This window comes from Burkholderia sp. Bp9016, from assembly GCF_003857765.1.
Taxonomy (GTDB): Bacteria; Pseudomonadota; Gammaproteobacteria; order Burkholderiales; family Burkholderiaceae; genus Burkholderia.
Map to the genome: position 1 here is coordinate 221,909 of NZ_QTPY01000004.1, position 18,340 is coordinate 240,248.

Genomic DNA, 18,340 nt, shown 5'->3' on the forward strand with positions numbered 1-18,340 from the left:
CAACGCCCGTTCCGGCCCGGGGCCGACTGCGACGTGCCGGGTCGCGCCGTTACGATCCGACCGTTTTCGAGAGCCGCTGCCCGTCGCGCGCAAAGCCGTGCCGCGCGTAAAAGCGGTGTGCATCGGGCCGATGGTCGCCGCTCGTCACCTCCAGCTTCACGCACCGCGCCTGCTCGAACCAGCACTGCGCCGCAGCCATCAGCGAGTTGCCGACGCCGCGTAAGCGACAGCCTTCATCGACGACCAGGCTGGTAATGCGCCCGAGATTGCCGTCCGCGTGAAACAGCGGCAGCGCATGCAGGCTGATGCAGCCGACTATCCGGCCGTCCACCACGGCAACCACGATCCGGTCGGCCGCGCTCGGCAACAGCGCGGCCAGCTTGCTGCGCCTCATCGCGGGCGTCGCATCGTAGCCGAGCTGCCGCAGCAGTCTCGCGATATCCGCGTATTCGTCGATCTGCGCTTCACGCGTTGTCAGGTTCGATGAGGTCATCCGGATTGGCGTATTGAACGAGGCGGGTTGCGGCTGCCCGCATGGCAAGCAGCCGCTGCCTTGTTAATCGCCGCGCGTGCCTTCCGCCCCTCGCCTGCCCGTATATCGATGCTTCACGTCCGCCTGAAACATCGCGTGTCCGTCGCGACCTACGATGCGTACATGGACACGACACCCCCCACCCCCGCCTTCCCGCCCGCGCTCGCCCGCATCGTCGCGACCGTCAGCATCGGCTTCGTCGTCACGCAGCTCGACGTGACGATCGTCAACATCGCGCTCGCGCATCTGGCCGCCGACCTGCATCTGCCGGTCGCCGGCCTGCAGTGGGTCGTCGATGCCTATACGCTCGCGTTCGCGGTGCTGATGCTGTCGGGCGGCGCACTCGGCGATCGCTTCGGCGCGCGCCGGATATACGTCGCCGGCCTCGTGCTGTTCGCACTCGCGTCGCTCGCCTGCGGCGGCGCCGTCGCGCCCGCGCTGCTGATCGCGGCCCGCGCGCTGCAGGGCGTCGGCGCCGCGGCGATGCTGCCGAATTCGCTCGCGCTGCTCAACGACGCATGCCGGCACGATCCGCGCCTGCGTGCACGCGCCGTCGGCTGGTGGACGGCTGCGGGCTCGATCTCGATCGCGGCAGGCCCGGTCGTCGGCGGCCTGCTGATCGCGGCGTGGGGCTGGCGCGGCATCTTTCTCGTGAACCTGCCGCTGTGCGCGGCAGGGCTTGCAGCCGCGTTCGCATGGGTGCCCGCATGCCGCGCCGCGGCGGCACCGGAAGGACCGGTGCGTTCCGTGCGAGCGCTCGACCTGCGCGGCCAGTTCATCGCGATCGCGATGCTGACCGCGCTGACGGGGGCCGTGATCGAATGGCGGCCGCTCGGCTTCATGCACCCGATCGTCGGCGGCGGCTTCGCGCTCGCGGCGCTGGCCGCGCTCGCGTTCGTCGCGGTCGAGTCGCGCACGGCGACGCCGATGCTGCCGCTGTCGCTGTTCCGCCGCCGCACGTTCAGCGCGGCCGTGCTGTTCGGGATCTGCGTGAACCTCACGTATTACGGTACGGTGTTCGTGCTCGCGCTGTACCTGCAGCGCGTGCGCGGCGAATCGGCGCTGCAGGCGGGGCTCGCGTTCCTGCCGCTGACGGGCGGTTTCCTGTTGGCGAACCTGGCGAGCGGCCGCGTGGTCGCCCGTCACGGCCCGCGCGCGCCGATGCTCGCCGGCGCGCTCGTCGCCGCCATCGGCTACGGATCGCTGCATTTCATCGATGCGTCGACGCCGCTGCCGCTGCTGCTGGTGCCATTCCTGCTGATTCCGACCGGTATGGGATTCGCGGTGCCGGCGATGACGACGGCCGTGCTCGCATCGGTCGAACATGACCGCGCGGGCATCGCGTCGGCGGTGCTGAACACCGCGCGTCAGGCCGGCGGTGCGATGGGCGTGGCCGCGTTCGGCGCGCTCGCGGGTGGCGGCAGCGCGTGGCAGGCCGTGGGCGGCCTGCATATCGAAACCGCCGTGTCGGTCGTGCTGCTGATCGCGGCCGCGCTGATCGCGACGCTGGTACGGCCGGATGCGCATCGCGGTGCGGCTGGTGCGCGCCAGGCGGTATCGGCGGCCGATTGAGCGGAACGATCACGCGTCGCCGGGATCGCCCTGGATCAGGTGGCGCCACGGAAAGACGTTGCGCCCGAAGTGGCTGACATACCCGCCCCGGCCGGCCTGGATCACCATGAATTGCAGTCGCGGATGCAGCGCCTGCAGCGTTTCCAGCTCGTCGAGGTTCAGGCAGGTATTTCGCAGGTACAGCGTATGCAGCCGCCGGCCAGCCTTGCTCTTCAGCAATCGCTCGTAGGACTCGAATGTCGTCACCGCGCCCGCGACGCGCTTGCCTCGCCACGTCGCGTGCAATTCCGTCGACTCCGAGAAGTCGAGCGTACCGAGCGACGACAGGTTGTCGCTGTCGGCGAAACGATCGATGAACTGTTGCGTGTCGTATCCTCCGCCGATACGCAACCGGCTGAGGTGGCCGAGCGCCACCTCGAAGAAGCGCTCGTCAGGTGCATTGGGCACCGTCAGTTCGGTGAGAAACGGTGCTTTCGCAGCGAAGCGGGCGATCTCGCCGCCCTCCTGCATGATCAAGTCGCGGCGAACGATCATCGACGCATTGTGATCGGCCGGCCCGGTCGGCCTGACATACAGCGAACGGAGCATCGGAAAGCGCGCATCCGAATCGAGCAGCACGCCGAAATCCCATTCACGCGTACCGTTCGCCCCTTCGTCCGGGCCGCTGAATGCCAGATCGGCCACGACATCGGCGACCTGTCGTTCCGCAAGGCACCGCAGCGTCCATTCGAACGGACCGTCCCACGCTTCGCCGAAATACCTGACATGCAGCCCCGCCCGCAGCGGCGCGACGGCGACATGGTTGAGCGGGGTCTGCCACAGCGGTGCCGCCGGGTCCGCATGGTCGACGCCGTTCTCGGCTCCCTCGCGCTCGTCGCGCGCGTGGATGCGGCGTTGCAGGTCAACCAGACGCCGATAACCGGCGCAATCCAGCGGATGAGACATGGCGATGCGCCTCCCGTCAACGATGATCGCAGCAGTCTATCCGACGGCACGATCATCGCGCATGGCACTCATTCCCGCGTCGCAGCCGCCTGGTCACCGACCTTGCGCACCATCGTCTCCGCCGCCTTCACCGGCCGGCCGTCGTCGTGCCGCAGCGCGAGCTTGCGGATCGCGCGGCCCGTCTTGCGGTCCACCAGCACCGAATGCGGCTCGCCGCGCGCGAACAGGTTCGCCTCGCCCCACTGGCGCAGCATCACGATGATCGGGAACAGCCCCTCGCCCTTCTTCGTCAGCGCGTACTCCTGATACGCGCTGCCATCCGACGCGGGCACCACGTCGAATACGCCGGCATCCACCAGCATCCGCAACCGGTCCGACAGGATGTTGCTCGCGACGCCGAGGCTCGTGCGGAAATCGCCGAACCGGCGCACGCCGTCGAACGCATCGCGCACGATCAGCAACGCCCAGCGATCGCCGACGATATCGGTCGCCCGCGCCACCGGGCACGGCGAATCCGCAAGACTTTTCTGCCTGGCCATGTTCCTCTCCGCTGTTGCACCGGCCGCCTTCGCAGGCGCCGGCCGTCATGCACGGGCCCGTCGCCCGCCGCTTCACAGGTTGCATTTTAAAACTACTTTCCCTACACTCACACTAGTTTCAATTTGCAACTAGATAGTGCGAGGAAGAACCATGGAATCGTCCTGCCATTCAGGCCCCGTCGCAGTGAACGCGACATCGTGCACGGATCGTCCGGCCGACGACGCATGCGCATCGACGGCGCTGGTCGCGCTGCTCGCCGTCTGCTGCGCGGCGAGCGTCGCCAACGTGTACTACGCGCAACCGCTGCTGGATTCGATCGCGCACGACTTCGGCGTATCGCAGGCGGCAGTCGGCGGCGTCATCACTGCGACGCAGCTCGGCTGCGCACTCGCGCTGCTGTTCGTCGTGCCGCTCGGCGATCTGCTGAACCGCAAGCGCCTGATCGCCGTTCAGCTGTTGCTGCTGACGGCAGCGTGCATCGGCGTGGCCGCATCGTCGACCCGCGTCGCACTGCTCGCGGGAATGGTGGCGGTCGGCCTGCTCGGCACCGCGATGACGCAAGGACTGATCGCCTGCTCGGCCGCACTGGCCGGCGCCGGCGAGCGCGGACGCGTGGTGGGCGCCGCGCAGGGCGGCGTCGTGATCGGCTTGCTGGCCGCGCGTTCATTGGCGGGTGTCGTCACCGACGTCGCCGGATGGCGCGCGGTCTATCTCGTGTCGGGCGCGCTCGCGATCGCGATGCTCGTCGCGCTGTCGCGGCTGTTGCCCGATGCCGATGCGCCGCGCGAACGCATCGGCTACGCGGCGCTGCTGGGGTCGATGGCGACGCTGTTGCGCACCGAACGCGTGCTGCGCGTGCGCGGCGCGATCGCCCTGCTGATGTTCGCCGCGTTCAGCATCTTCTGGTGCGCGCTCGTGCTGCCGCTGAGCGCCCCGCCGCATTCGATGTCGCATACGCAAATCGGCGCATTCGGGCTCGTCGGCGCGCTGGGCGCGGCGGCGGCGGCACGTGCGGGCCGACTCGCGGATCGCGGGCTCGGCGAAGCGACGACCGGCGCCGCGCTCGCGCTGCTCGCGTTCTCGTGGCTGCCGCTGGCGTTCGGCGGCTCGTCGATCGCGCTGCTGGTGATCGGCATCGTGCTGCTCGATGTCGGCGGGCAAGCCGTCCATGTTGTGAACCAGAGCATGATTCTGGGCGCGCGGCCCGATGCGCATGCGCGGCTCGTCGGCTGCTACATGCTGTTCTATTCGGTCGGCAGCGGGCTCGGCGCGATTGCGTCGACGATGATGTACGCGCACGCCGGATGGACCGGCGTCTGCGGGCTTGGCGCGGCGGTCAGCGTGATCGCGTTCGTCGTCTGGGCCGCGACGCGCACCCGGACGCGACACGTGCCGGCAACGGCGCGCGGATGACGGCAAGAAGCCGGCTCGCCCGAATCGGGTGGCCGGCCTGCGAACGGACGCACACGCGCGCGCATCGGTTCCTGCTTCGCGACGGCGACGGCGTGCGCTCACGCGCCGCGCTCGTTCAACCCGCCATCCGGATCGCCTCATCGTACACGCCGGCGACGCGGCGTGCGATCACCGCATTGTCGAAGTGATCGCGTGCATAGCCCTTGCATGCAGCTTCGTCCGGCAGCTTGATCGCGCCCGACAGCGCGGCGCCGAGCCCTTCGGCGATCGCGTCGGCGCCGGTGGACGGCAACACGAGATCGTCGGACAACCCGGCGACCGCCTCGGGCAGCCCGCCGACCGGCGTGACCAGCACCGGCGTGCCGGACGCCAGCGACTCGACCGTGATCAGCCCGAAGCCCTCGAGCGCGACCGTCGGCACGACGCTGACGGTGGCCGCGCGGTACAGCGCCGCGAGATGCTGGTCGGGCACGAAGCCGAGCAGCTTCACGTTGTCCTGCAGCCCGGCCGCGTCGACGCGTTGCTGCAGCTCCTCGGCGAGCTTGCCCTTCCCCGCGATCAGCAGCAGCACGTCGGGATGGCGGCGCTTGACCATGCCGATCGCGTCGACCAGATCCTCCAGCCCCATGCGCCGCACGAGCCGGCGCACGGCCAGCACGATCGGCCGGTCCTGCGGCAATTGCAGCTTGTGGCGCGCCTCGCCCGGCGTGAGCGGCGTGTCGAACTGCGCGGTATCGACGCAGCCGGGAATCACGCGCACGCGCGACGGATCGATCCCGTAGCGGTTCGTCAGGATCTGGCCGAATGCCTGCGACAGCACGATCAGCCGCGACGAACGCGTATAGACGGCCTGTTCGAGATAGCGCTTCGCACGCTGACCGAGCGATGCCGCGCCCTCGACCTGGCTCTCGTCGGCCCACGGCCCCTGGAAGTGCGACACCTGCGGAATCCCGCGCGTCACGTCGAGGCCCGGGAAAGTGTAGAGCGCGAAGTGCGACGAAATCACGTCCGGCCGCTCGCTGCGGATCTCGTCGCGCAGCGCGCGGCGCGCGGCCAGCATCCGGCGCGCGAGCGGCTGCGACGCGGGACCGAAGCCCTGGATCGCGCCGCCCGTGTCGTCGGCGACCTTCGGCGAGCCGGCGACAAGCCCGCGCACCTCGACACCCGCGCCCGGCAGCGCGCCGACGAGCGAGTAGTACATCCGGTCGAGGCCGCCCGCGCGTTCGGGAAACCAGTGCATGCCGATTTGCAACGATTTGATCGGCCGGGAAGAAGAAGACATCACGATTGCTCCTGCGTGACCGCATGCTCGACTCGCTCGAAGGCGGACGGCTGCGAGGGTTGGCCGATGCGCCGGTAAAGCGCGACGTACTGGGCGCCCATGTGGGCCCAGCCGAAACGGGTCATCAGTTCGCGGGCCGCGTCGCCCATCGCGCGGCAGGTGTCGCGCGACGCCGCGAGCGAGCCGATCGCCCGCGCGAGCGCGTCCGGATCGTCCGGGTCCTCCAGCACGATCCCGCAGTCGCGCGTGATGATTTCCGCGCCGCCCGCGGTGCGCGCGGTGACGACCGGCAGCCCGGCCGCCATCGCCTCCAGCAGCGACAGGCTCATCGCTTCGTAGCGCGAGGGGAACACGTACGCGTCGACCGAGCGCATCAGCGTCGGCATGTTCTTCACGAGCCCGAGGAAATGCACGCGCGACGCGATGCCGAGCGCGCGCGCCTCTTCCGGATACGGGCTGCCGGGCAGATAGCCGGCTACCGCGAGATGGACATGCGCCGGCAGCCGGGTAAGCGCCTTCAACACTGTGCCGAGGTTCTTGCGCGGCGTGCGCAGGTCGCCGACGAACAGCAGCAGGAACGCGTCCTCGGGGAGCTCGAAGGCCGCGCGGTCGGCCTGCGCGCCCGCGAACGCGCTGCCGTCGACGCCGTTGTGGATCACGCCGATCTTGCGGCTGTCGATACCGAGCCCGGCAATCTCGTCGGCGACCTTCTGCGACACCGCGGTAATCGCGCGCGAGCGGCGGTATGCCCAGCGCTCCAGCGCGGTGTTCACGCGCGTATAGACGTACTGGTAGGCCGACCACACCCCCTTCGTCAACCCGAACGGATAGTACGGGCTCTTGAACCAGCCGCCGTGCACGAAGTGCGCGGTATTCACGTCGGCGCGGATCCACGAGATGAAGCCGTTCACGTGCAGCACGTCGTATTCGCCGCGATGCGCGCGCAGCCACCACGCGCTCTTCAGTGCGAACACCTGCTGCTTGACGAGATTCGACGGCCAGAAACGCCCGGCCTTCACCGGCACCCAGCGCACGCGCGGGTCGGCCAGCAACGCCGGCGCGACGTGCGACGCGACCAGCGTGACCTCGTAGTTTTCGGCCAGCGCCGCGCGCGCGATTTCGTAATTGACGCGGCCCTGCCCATCGTTATGACGCACGACGTGCGTGACGATCGCGATCCTCAATGGTCGCCTCCCCGTGAATGCGCGGCGGCCGGCAGGCGCTGCGCCTTCTGCCAGTGCGCCGCGGATAGTATGGAAAAAATGGCCGTGAACATCAGCAGGCCGCCCGTGCCGATCAGCGAGTTCGTGAACACGAGCATCGCGAACGTCGACAGGCACAGGCTCAGGCATGCGCCGACGAACTTGTCCTTGCGCAGCTTGAACGCCGCGCGCAACGTGCGGCCGAACAGCATCACGACGCCTGCGAGATACAGCAGCGTGCCGGGCCAGCCGAGCACGAACGGCACGTTCATCACGCCGCTGTCGAAGCTGCCGTACTTGCCGAGCTCGCCGCTGTCGCTCGACAGCTTGGTCGACGCGCCGGTCGCGCCCATCCCTTCGCCGGCGACGTCGGTAAACGCCGTTTGCGCGAACGTCGCGTAGAACTTGTTGCGGTCGTCGTAGCTGCGGTCGTCCTTCAGGTTCGTGATCGATTCGAGACGCTGGCCGAGCCGGTCGGCCACCGGCCCGACGGTCAGGAGCGGCACGCACAGGCCGACCAGCACGACGCCGCTGACGAGGATCCGCATCCGCACGCGGTTGCTCGACTGCACGAGCTGGATCGCGAGTGCGATCACCCAGCCGCCCCACGTCGAACGCACGAGACACAGCGCGAACGACACGAAGCCCGCCGCGCCGGCGAACCAGCGGATCCGCTGCGGCGCCACCAGCACGAACACCAGCGCGCCCATCATCGCGAACGCAAACGGCCCGGACGAATTCATCGTGCTGAACACGCGCACGCCGTACGGCACCGGCTCGCCCTGCGAGCCCATGTCGGATCCGATCATCCACAGCACGTCCCACTGCGGCATCACGAAGTACTGCACGACACCGTACACGCCCATCACGAGCATGCCCCACATGAAGGTGGACAGCAGCACGTCGCGATACTCGGGGTAGTCGCGCGAGTTGACCATGATGTGAAAGCCGATCAGCACCGGGTACACCCAGTTCGCGAGGTCGTAGGTCGCAGCCATCACGCCGCTCGACACGATCCCGACGAGATACGCATAGGTGAGCCCGAAGAGAATCAGCAGCACCGGAATCCCGCGCCGCTGCGCGAGCACGCGGTAGTGCCGCAACAACCCGAGGCCGGCGATCATCGTCACCGCGAGCGGCGCGACCTGGATCAGGCTCGTCGGCGTGAAGGCGCCCTTCGACCAGTCGGCCAGGCGCCGCACCTCGGGACTCAGGAACCACACCCACCACATGAAGGCGACGTAGCGCGCCGGGCTCTTGAAATAGAGCCAGAGGCCGACCAGGATGGCCAGCACCGGAAACGCGAGCGTCAGTACCTTGCCCTGGTGAATGGCGATCAGCGCGGCGGTCAGCGTCCACAGCCCGGCCTGCCCGGCCCAGTGCTTCGGCTCGGCGAACCAGCTGCGGGGGCGCGACGGTGCGCGTTCGGCGGCAATCGTACTCATCGATCGGTACTCACTGCGACGACGGACGCGAATCCGCAAGCGGCATCGCCAGGCCCGCGGCGGCCGGTGTGCGACGCCGGCGCAGCATGTCGCGCGTGATCCGCACGTGCTGTTCGGCGAACGCCTGCGTGGTCAGGTCGCGCTCGCGCAGGCACGTCGCCGCGGCGCGCGCGCATTCGAGCGCGGCAGCCGGGTCGGCCACGAAGCGGTCGGCGGCCTGGCGCATCGCCTGCGCGTCGAACGGCGGCACGTACGCGGCCGTGTCGTGCGGGAAGTAGTCGCTGAGCCCGCCCACGTCGGACACGATCATCGGCTTGCCGACGGCCGCCGCCTCGAGCATCACGGTGATGCCCGACGCGTGGAAGTTCGGCCGCAGCGGCACGACGATCACGTCGGCCCATGCGTACAGCTCGTGCTGCTTCGCGAGCCCCGGCGCCGAACCGATCCGCACGTTCGGCGCATGCCACTCGCGCGGCACGCGGCGACGCGTCGCGAGCCGCACGTCGTAGCGCTCGTCGCCGCCGAACGCGGCGAGGAAGGTGCGCCAGTCACGATCGCGGTCGTTGCCGATCGCCGCGATCCGCAGCGGCCGGTTCGGCTGCCACCGTTGCGGGTCGGTGAGCGGAAAATCCTGCGTGTTCAGGCCGTAGTACACGAACTCCGCATCGCGCCCGAGGTAGCGGCGGCACAGCTCGGCGTTGTCGCGGGCGAGCGTGGTCAGCGCGTCGGCACGCGCGAGCAGCTTGCGGTACAGCCAGCGGCGCGGGCCGCCGAAGGTGCCCCACTTGTCGAACAGCCACACGCTCTGCGCGAGCAGCAGCGGACGCTTGCCTTGCGCGCCGGCCAGTTTCAGGATCAGCGCGGCGGCGAGGTGTTCCTGCTCGGTGTGCGTCCAGATCACGTCGGTGCTCAGCAGCGCGGCGCGATTGCGCCATGCGTGCACGACGTCGAAGCCAAGCGCGGCCTTCAGGCCGCGGCGCGCGAGGCTCGCGACGCGGCCCTCGCGCCGGTCCTGCGAATAGGTGAGCCGGAATTCGTCGGATTCCGCGTGGTGATAACCGTACAGGCAGCCGATGTTCTCGCCTTTCCGGTAGGTACGCGGATCGGCGCCGTAAAACAGGTGGACGTGAACCTTCGTGGCAGTCATGTCAGCCTCCGCCGGGCCGCCGCAAGGAGGTTGACCGCCCCCGCGGGGGACAGTGAACGCAGTGAGCGTGGGGGTCGTACCATTTCAGGCCCTCCGGGTGTGGCCGTGCGCAATGCGCGCGGCCCGTTCAAGACGTCACCGGCGGCATCGCCGCGCGGTGAGGGGCAAGGTTCGCGCGGCGCGCATCGCGTGCGCCGCGGCGCACCGCGCGCCAGTGCTCGCGCACACGCTCGCGCCTGGCGGTATGCAGCGACAGCAGCACGTGCGTAAAGCCGGGATAGACGCGCGTGCCGACCAGCGTCCACCACCACCACGCGATCTCGCGCCGCAGCGGCGGCAGATGCTCGCGCAGGATCAGATGCAGGTTGTACGCGCCGTTGCTGATCGCGTTGAGCGACGCGGCATCGCGCCGGTCGTCGTCGAAGCGCTCGGCCGGGAAATGATCGACCGCGATCGCCGGGTCGTACACGAGCTTCCAGCCTTCGCGCCGCACGCGCATGCTGAAGCCCATGTCGTTGTGCACCTGCGCGCCGGCGCCACGCAACCGTGTGTCGAAGCGCAGCCGCTCGATCGCGGCGCGCCGGTAGCTCATGTTCGCGCCCTTGAGCATGTCGACTTCGCGCGCGCCGCCGACGCCGAGATGATGGTTGCCGACGATCTTGCCGGACAGCGTGAGCTGGCCCACGCGTTCGCGCGATTCGTCGAGCACGCGGCCTTTCTCGTGAACCCAGTCGCGTCCGCCGACCGCACCGACGCGCGGATCGGCCTGGAATACCGCTTCGACGCGCGCGAGCCAGTCGGCGCGCGGCGCCGCGTCGTCGTCGGTGATCGCGACGACGTCGCCGTTCGCCGAGTCGAGCCCCTGGTTCAGGGCGGCGACCTGCCCGGGCACGTCGACCGGCACGATGCGCAGCGACAGCGCGCCGCCGACCGACGGATCGGCGAGGCGCTCGTGCGTGGCGTCGTCCTCCGGGCGCGCGACGACGATCACCTCGTCGGGCAGCCGCTGCTGGCGCTGCAGCGCCAGCAGGCAGCGCGCGAGGTCGGCGGGGCGCCGGTAGGTCGGAACAAGCACGGAAATCTTCATTTGGGGTTCTCCAGTCGGCCGGGCGGGCGCCGTTCGCGCCGGCCCGGTTGCGCGCAATACGCTCACGCGCTGAGGTATTCGTGCACGGCCGCATAGCCACGGCCGTAGCCGCGCGCTTTCGGCGGCACGCCGTTGAAGATCCCGCCTTCCAGATCGACGCCCGCGGTACGCAAGCGCTTGATCGCGTCGGCGATCTCGCCTTCGGTGTGCATGCCCGAGCGCAGCACGAGGAACGTCGCGCCCGCCATGCGGCCGATGATGGTCGCGTCGGTCACGGCCAGTACCGGCGGCGAATCGATCAGCACGATGTCGTAGCGCTTGCCGAGCCCTTCGAGGTATTGCGGCAGGCGCGTCGACATCAGCAGCTCCGACGGGTTCGGCGGGCGCGTGCCGGCCGCGATGAACGACAGGCCCTGCACCGGCGTCTCGCGGACCGCCTCCTCGAGCGGCGACTGGTCGCTCAGCAGCTCGGACAGGCCCGGCTGCGCGGTAAGGCCGAAGTAGCGGTCGAGCATCCCGCGGCGCATGTCGGCGTCGATCAGCAACACGCGCTTGCCCGAATGCGCGAGCAGCACCGCGAGGTTGACCGTCAGGAAGCTCTTGCCGATGCCCGGCGTCGGGCCGGTCAGCACGATCACGCGGTTCTTCGCATCCATCATCGCGAACTGCATCGCGGTGCGCAGGCTGCGCATGCTCTCGACGCTCAGGTCCTTCGGACGCAGGCTCGCGAGGATCGGCCGCGCACGGCCGCCGGCCTTCCCGGCCGCGGTGTCGAGCTTCACCTGCTCGGCGCTTTGCGGCACGAGCCCGTACATCGGCAGGTTGAACGTGCGCTCGACGCGGTCCGGATCCTCGATGCCCTGGAACAGGTTGCGGCGCAGGAACACGACGCCTGTGCCGAGGATCAGCCCGAGGAACACGGCGGCCGACAGGATCAGCACCTTCTTCGGCTTGACCGGATCGCCCGGACGCAGCGCCGAATCGACGAGGTGGATGTTGCCGCCCGTTCCGGCCTTCTGCACCGACAGTTCCTGCACGCGGTTCAGCAGCAGCACGTAGATGTCCTCGGCAACCTTCGCGTCGCGCTGGAGCTGGACGGCCTTCACCTCGGTCGCCGGCAGGCTGCGGAAGCGGTTGCTGAACTTGTCCTTCTCGGCCTGCAGTTCCGCGAGCTGCTGCTTCGCTGCGATCACCATCGGGTGCGAATCGGTGAAGCGCTGCGCGAGCGATGCGAGCTGCAGGCGCTGCGCGGCGATCTGCTGTTCGTACTGCACGCTGCCTTCGAGATAGACCTTCGCCTCGTCGCTCGCGTTGATCGAGCCGGACGTGCGCTGATACTCCGTGAGCGCGGCTTCCGCCCGCTCGAGGTCGGTCTTCAGACGCGGCTCCTCGCTCTTCAGGAAGTCGAGCATCTTGGTCGCTTCGGCCTGCTTCGCGATCACGTGCTGGTTCAGGTACGACTGCGCGAGCGCGTTCGCGATCGCGGCGGTCTGGTCCGGATCCTTGCCTTCGAGCGAGATCTGCACGACGCCCGTCTGCTTGCCCTGCTCGGTCACCTGGATGCCGGACTGGAAACCGGTGATCGCGTCGAGATCGTTGTAGCGGACCACCGTGAACTGCGTGCCCGGACGCGCGACCAGCTTCTGCACCAGCAGCGTCACGCCGCCGCCCTGCTCCGATTCGCCGGCGCGGCCCGACAGCAGCCGGTTGCCGTTTTCGTCCACCAGCGTATAGGTGCCGTTCGGGCCGGCCGTCAGCGTCAGCTTCTTGCCTTCGAGCGCCGGCACGACGTTGATCGTGTCGATGTCGGCCACTTCGCCGCCCCACGCGTAGGACTTCAGGCCGAGCCACGGCCGCGCCGGGTCGCCCGGCGTCGCCATGCGCGCGGCGAGGCTGCCGAGCAGCGGAATCGTCTTCGGCACGACCGAGAAGTTCAGCTTGAACTGATCGACGACCGGCGCGACGACGCCGCGGCTCTTGATGATCTCGATTTCCGCATCGGTCGGCGCCTGCTGCGGACCGCTGTTGATCATCGCGCCCGTCTGCGTCTGCGTGAGCGCCTGCGTCGTGTTGTCATTGCCCTCGACCCGCACGTGCACGTCGGCCTGGTACACCGGCTTCGCGACGTAACAGTAAAGGCCGGCGAGCGCGATGACCGTCACCGCGATGCCGAGCAGCAACCAGATGTCGTCCATGATCACCTGGAGCAACTGGCCGAGGACGACGTCCTCTTCCTCGGTTTTCGCGGTCAGATCCGCGTAGGAGTGTTTCGCTTGCGTGTTCACCATTCGTTCCCGCTTGAGTGGTGCCGGAGGGCAGGCGCCGCCCCGGCGGGCTATCAGCGCGTGATTTGCCGCATGTAGAAGATCGTCTGGATCGTCGGCAGCACCTGCTGCAGCACGCGGTTGAACTGCACCGAGCTTGCCGTGCTGACGTAGACGACGTCGAGCGGCTGCAGCGGGAAGCGGCTCGACAACATCAGCGCGTCCGGCTGCGTCATATCGAGACGGAAGACTTCCGGCTTCGTCGGGTTGTCACGCATGCCGCGCATCACGTAGATCTTGCGCGGATTCGCATCGGTGTCGAGGATGCCGCCGCCCGCGGTCAGCGCGTCGGCGATGGTCAGCTTGCCCTTGAGCATCGGCACGGTGACCGGCGTCTTGACCTCGCCCATGATGAACACGCGGCTGTCGCTGCGGTCCGGCACGTTGACGATGTCGCCCGGCTGCAGCATCACGTTCTGCTTCACTTCGCCGCGATCGAGCACGCCGTTCGCGTCGAGCGTGTATAGCTTGCCGTCGCGCGTCAGTCGCACGCGCTGCAGGTCGGCATCGCCGGTCGAGCCGCCCGAGCGGGAGATCGCGTCGACGAGCGTCAGAGGCACGTCGCTCACCGCGAGCGGGCCCGGCTGCTTCACCTCGCCCGTCACCTGTACCTTCTGGCTGCGGAACGACAGCACGCGCACGTCGAGCTGCGGATTCTTCACGTAGCGCGCGAGGGTCGATGCCATCTGGTCGCGGATCTGCGCGACCGTCTTGCCCGCCACGCGAATCCGGCCGACGAACGGGAAGAAGATCGTGCCGTCGGCGGCGACCGTCTGGCCGTACGGATCGGCCTGACCCGGCAGCGCGGTCGTATACGGCTGCTGCAGCGCGCCGGCGACCGACTGCGTTGTGTTGCCGCCGCTCGAGAACGACTGGCCCTGCGGCGTCGTCAGCTCGGGGTGATCCCACACCGTGACGCCGAGGATGTCCTGCGGGCCGACGCGGTATACGTACTGCGACGGATCCGTATAGCGGCTGGGTGGCAGCGGGTGCTCGACCTGCTGCTTCTGCAGCTGATCCATCACCAGCTTCGCGTCGATGTAATGAACCGGATAGGTTTCGGCCTGACCTTGCCGGCCTTCGTCCTGCAGGTTCGACGAGTCGAGATAGTTGCCGGGCGCGGTCGCGCAGGCCGACAGGAATGTCGTCATTGCGACGGCGAGCGCCAGCGGGCGCATGGGACGTTTCAGCATAGTTTTTGCAGCCATCCTTGAACCAGGCGTTCGATCAATGAGTAGCTCTCGCGATAGTCGGCCTCGGGGCCGCCGTGCGGATCCGCGATTTCGGCGTCCTCCCACTTGCCCAGCAGGTGGACCTTGCCGCGCGCGAACGGATCGACCGATTCGACGGCCTTGATCTGCTCGCGCTCGCTGACGAGAATCAGGTCGGCGTCGCGCACGATCCGGCGCGACAGCCGCCGCGAGCGGTGCGTCGTCGCATCGACGCCGCGCTCGGCAAGCAATTGCCGCATCACCGGATCGATGCCGTCGCCGTCGTTCGCACGGACGCCGGCCGAGTGGAACGTCGCGCGCGGGCCGCCGCGCGACGCCGCATGCGACTTGAACAGCATTTCCGCTGCCGGGCTGCGGCAGACGTTCGCGTGACAGACGATCAGGATGTTCCGGAACATGGCGTCTCGATTCGGGTGACGGGTGACGGTGACGCGCCGGTTACGCGTTCGCGCGCACGGCGCCCGGCACGCGGGCGGCGACGGCCTGGCGCGAGCCGGGCCGGCCGATCGGGTGGTATTCGATGCCCTGCTCGGTCATCGTCTCCGGCTCGTACAGGTTGCGTCCGTCGAAGATCACCGGCGACTTCCACTGCCGGCCGAGCGCGACGAAATCGGGGCTCTTGAATGCCTTCCATTCGGTGACGATCACGAGCGCGTCGGCATCGTGCGCGGCCTGCGCCTCGTCGTCGACGAAGGTCAGGCGCTCGAGCCAGCCCGGGTGATCCGCGAGATCGAGCGCGAGCACGCGGCGCGCTTCCCGCTGCGCAACCGGGTCGTAGGCGGCGATACGCGCGCCGCGCGACAGCAGCTCGGCGATCAGCTCGCGGCTCGGCGCCTCGCGCATATCGTCGGTGTTCGGCTTGAACGCAAGGCCCCAGATGCCGAACGCGCGGCCCGTCAGGTCCTCGCCGAAGCGCGCGACGATCTTGTCGGCCAGCACGCGCTTCTGATTCGCATTGACGGCCGACACGGCCTGCAGGATCTGCAGCGCCTGGCCGTGCTCGTCCGCGGTGCGGATCAGCGCCTCGACGTCCTTCGGGAAACACGAGCCGCCATAGCCGCAACCCGCATAGAGGAAGTGATAGCCGATGCGCGGATCGGAGCCGATCCCGCGGCGCACGGCCTCGATGTCGGCGCCGAAGCGATCGGCGAGGTTAGCAAGCTCGTTCATGAACGAGATGCGCGTCGCGAGCATCGCGTTGGCCGCGTACTTCGTGAATTCGGCCGAGCGCACGTCCATGTACAGCGTGCGTTCGTGGTTGCGGTTGAACGGCGCGTACAGCTTCTTCATCAGTTCGCGCGCGCGCTCGCCCGGCACGTCGTCGTCGCAGCCGATCACGATACGGTCCGGCCGCGTGAAATCGTCGACCGCCGCGCCCTCCTTCAGGAATTCCGGATTCGACACGACGGAAAACATCTGGTCGCCTTCGCCGCGCTTCGCAAGTTCGTCGGCGACCGCCGCGCGCACACGCTCGGCCGTGCCGACCGGCACCGTCGACTTGTCGACGATCACCTTGAAGCCCTCCATGGTGCGGCCGATGTTGCGCGCCGCCGCGAGCACGTACTGCAGGTCGGCCGAGCCGTCCTCGTCGGGCGGCGTGCCGACCGCGATGAACTGCACGTCGCCGTGCGCGACCGCGGCCTCGACATCGGTCGAGAAACGCAGGCGGCCCGCCGCGCGGTTGCGCGCGATGACTTCCTTGAGGCCCGGCTCGTGGATCGGTACGCCGCCGTCGTTCAGGACGTCGATCTTCGCCTGGTCGACGTCGAGACAGAACACGTCGTGCCCGATGTCGGCGAGACAGGCGCCGGTGATGAGACCTACGTAACCGCTGCCGATGATAGTCAGATTCATGATGTGTCGGACCTCTTGACCGATGATTCGAAATTCGTAAGCCGGATTCCCGGGGGACTGTCCGTCGCGTGGCCTGGCGGCGACGCGACGGATCCGGGAGCGCCCGACTCAGTAAGCGTTGCCGCCGGTGAAGCCTTTCCATAGCGTCAGCACGACGATCTTGATGTCGAGCCAGAACGACCAGTTCTGCATGTAGTACAGGTCGAGCTTCACGCGGCCCATCATCTTCTCGATCTGGTCGGTCTCGCCGCGAAAGCCGTTGATCTGCGCCCACCCGGTGATGCCCGGCTTGATCCGGTAGCGGAACATGTAGCCCTTGACCAGATCCTTGTAGATGTCGTCATGCGCGAGCGCATGCGGCCGCGGGCCGACGACCGACATCTCGCCCTTCAGCACGTTGATGAACTGCGGCAGTTCATCGAGGCTCGTGCGGCGCAGGAACCGGCCGACCGGCGTCACGCGCGTGTCGTTCCTGGTCGCCTGCGTGACCTGCCCGGCCGCTTCCTGGTGCACCTTCATCGAGCGGAACTTGTAGATCTCGAACTCGTGCCCGTCGATGCCCTTGCGCTTCTGGCGGAAGAACACCGGCCCGCGCGACGTCAGCTTGATCAGGCACGCGATCAGCAGCATCGCCGGCGCCAGCATCGTGAGCGCCGCCAGCGCGAACAGCCGGTCGAACACGAACTTCGGCAGGATCCGCACGTCGGTAATCGGCGACGCGGCCAGGTTGATCGCCGGTACGCCGAGCAACTCAACCACTTCCTGGTTGAAGAACGACAGGCTACGCACGTCCGGAATGAAGCGGATGTTCACGAAGTCGTGGCGAAACACCGTCACGATCTGGTGCATCCGGCGCTCTTCCGCGATCGGCAGCGTGAGCCACAGCTCGCGGATCGCGCGGCTGCGCACGAGCCATACCAGCGATTCGAACTGCCGCTCGATGCGCACGTCGTCGAGCGCCACATCCCCAGCCGCCGCGCTTTCGTCGTAGACGCACACCGGGTTGAAGCCCGCTTCCGGCCGCGCCCGCATTTGCGCGATCAGCCGCCGCGCCGCCGGCGTGCCGCCGACGATCGCGACCGCCTTCAGGTTGTAGCCGCCGCGACGCAACCGGCGCAGCACCGCATGCACGCATGCTTTCGAACCGGCCAGCAGCGTCATCGTCGTGACGGCCCAGTAACCGAGCCACAACCGCGACAGCTCGCCCGACTGGTGAAAGCTGAAACTCATCAGGATGCCGGCCAGCTCGACCACCAGCCAAGCGAACGCGACGCGGCCCATCAGCCCGACCAGACGCTTGCCGCGCCACGACTGGTAGATGCCGAATGCCGGAAAGCACACGACGACGAGCAGGCAGTCGAACAGCACCATCGTGCGCTGCAGGTCGTTGAACCAGACGCTGCCGCCGTGCAGCGCGGCGGCGAGCACTGCCCCCGTCACGACCATCGCGATATCGATGACTCTCGCCAGCACGCTCAACATGTCTGCTTCCTCTCTGAACAGGCGTTTGCCGAACAGCTCCTTGTGCAGCCCGTGCCGCACATTCGATTCAAACGTTGCATGACGCTATTGAAGCGGCAAGAAAATCCGCTCTCAAGCGCACAAGTATTTCGAAAAATAATCGGAAATTCTTGCCGCGATATTCTGGAATTAAATCGGCAGGTTTTCCCGAATCGAACGTGAATCAGGAATTTTTCGAAATCTTTACGGTTTCCGCTAACCCTTTGCTGGCTGGCGTCCCCAGATACCTCGCCGAATTATTTTT

At 68.1% G+C, this 18,340-nt stretch carries 15 protein-coding genes; 2 read left to right on the forward strand and 13 right to left on the reverse strand.

All coding sequences use genetic code 11. The features are described from left to right. Nucleotides 1-49 precede the first annotated feature (49 nt). The gene (locus DIE13_RS07155; protein WP_124826481.1) at nucleotides 50-493 is read right to left on the reverse strand and encodes a GNAT family N-acetyltransferase; all 444 of its coding nucleotides are present in this window, start codon (nucleotides 491-493) and stop codon (nucleotides 50-52) included. A 162-nt stretch (nucleotides 494-655) separates the two neighbouring features. On the opposite strand from DIE13_RS07155, the gene DIE13_RS07160 reads away from it, so the two are divergent. Beyond that, nucleotides 656-2,104: an MFS transporter gene (locus DIE13_RS07160; RefSeq protein WP_124826482.1), complete on the forward strand. Its 1,449-nt coding sequence runs from the start codon at nucleotides 656-658 to the stop codon at nucleotides 2,102-2,104. Nucleotides 2,105-2,113: 9 nt separating this feature from the next. Here DIE13_RS07160 and DIE13_RS07165 read toward each other — a convergent pair whose 3' ends face one another. Next, nucleotides 2,114-3,049, reverse strand: coding sequence for a hypothetical protein (locus DIE13_RS07165; RefSeq protein ID WP_124826483.1), 936 nt, complete (start codon nucleotides 3,047-3,049; stop codon nucleotides 2,114-2,116). A gap of 68 nt (nucleotides 3,050-3,117) precedes the next feature. After that, nucleotides 3,118-3,588, reverse strand: a complete 471-nt coding sequence (locus DIE13_RS07170) for a helix-turn-helix domain-containing protein (RefSeq protein ID WP_124826484.1) — start codon at nucleotides 3,586-3,588, stop codon at nucleotides 3,118-3,120. Between the two features lie 151 nt (nucleotides 3,589-3,739). Between DIE13_RS07170 and DIE13_RS07175 the strand changes: the two genes are divergently transcribed. Next, nucleotides 3,740-5,002, forward strand: coding sequence for an MFS transporter (locus DIE13_RS07175; protein ID WP_124826485.1), 1,263 nt, complete (start codon nucleotides 3,740-3,742; stop codon nucleotides 5,000-5,002). Nucleotides 5,003-5,117: 115 nt separating this feature from the next. On the opposite strand, the gene DIE13_RS07180 is transcribed toward DIE13_RS07175, so the two are convergent. From DIE13_RS07180 to DIE13_RS07225, 10 genes are all read right to left on the reverse strand, one after another. Then, the gene (locus DIE13_RS07180; protein WP_124826486.1) at nucleotides 5,118-6,284 is read right to left on the reverse strand and encodes a glycosyltransferase family 4 protein; all 1,167 of its coding nucleotides are present in this window, start codon (nucleotides 6,282-6,284) and stop codon (nucleotides 5,118-5,120) included. After that, nucleotides 6,284-7,468 (reverse strand): glycosyltransferase family 4 protein, encoded by a 1,185-nt coding sequence (locus DIE13_RS07185; protein ID WP_124826487.1) that lies wholly within the window; start codon nucleotides 7,466-7,468, stop codon nucleotides 6,284-6,286. Before DIE13_RS07185 ends, DIE13_RS07180 begins: the two co-directional genes overlap by 1 nt. Beyond that, nucleotides 7,465-8,931 (reverse strand): O-antigen ligase, encoded by a 1,467-nt coding sequence (locus DIE13_RS07190; protein WP_124826488.1) that lies wholly within the window; start codon nucleotides 8,929-8,931, stop codon nucleotides 7,465-7,467. Before DIE13_RS07190 ends, DIE13_RS07185 begins: the two co-directional genes overlap by 4 nt. 10 nt (nucleotides 8,932-8,941) lie before the next feature. Next, a complete protein-coding gene (locus DIE13_RS07195) occupies nucleotides 8,942-10,078 on the reverse strand; it encodes a glycosyltransferase family 4 protein (RefSeq protein WP_124826489.1) in 1,137 nt (378 codons plus the stop codon). Between the two features lie 127 nt (nucleotides 10,079-10,205). Next, nucleotides 10,206-11,165, reverse strand: a complete 960-nt coding sequence (locus DIE13_RS07200) for a glycosyltransferase family 2 protein (RefSeq protein ID WP_124826490.1) — start codon at nucleotides 11,163-11,165, stop codon at nucleotides 10,206-10,208. Nucleotides 11,166-11,227: 62 nt separating this feature from the next. Further along, entirely contained in the window at nucleotides 11,228-13,453 is a 2,226-nt protein-coding gene (locus DIE13_RS07205) for a polysaccharide biosynthesis tyrosine autokinase (RefSeq protein ID WP_124826491.1), read from the reverse strand. A gap of 50 nt (nucleotides 13,454-13,503) precedes the next feature. Further along, nucleotides 13,504-14,682, reverse strand: coding sequence for a polysaccharide biosynthesis/export family protein (locus tag DIE13_RS07210; protein WP_124826492.1), 1,179 nt, complete (start codon nucleotides 14,680-14,682; stop codon nucleotides 13,504-13,506). Next, nucleotides 14,676-15,119 carry a low molecular weight protein-tyrosine-phosphatase gene (locus DIE13_RS07215; protein ID WP_124826493.1) on the reverse strand — a complete coding sequence of 148 codons (444 nt, stop codon included), beginning with the start codon at nucleotides 15,117-15,119 and terminating at the stop codon, nucleotides 14,676-14,678. Before DIE13_RS07215 ends, DIE13_RS07210 begins: the two co-directional genes overlap by 7 nt. A gap of 40 nt (nucleotides 15,120-15,159) precedes the next feature. Further along, nucleotides 15,160-16,575: a UDP-glucose/GDP-mannose dehydrogenase family protein gene (locus DIE13_RS07220; RefSeq protein ID WP_124826494.1), complete on the reverse strand. Its 1,416-nt coding sequence runs from the start codon at nucleotides 16,573-16,575 to the stop codon at nucleotides 15,160-15,162. A 108-nt stretch (nucleotides 16,576-16,683) separates the two neighbouring features. Further along, entirely contained in the window at nucleotides 16,684-18,057 is a 1,374-nt protein-coding gene (locus DIE13_RS07225; RefSeq protein WP_124826495.1) for an undecaprenyl-phosphate glucose phosphotransferase, read from the reverse strand. Between the last annotated feature and the right edge of the window lie 283 nt (nucleotides 18,058-18,340).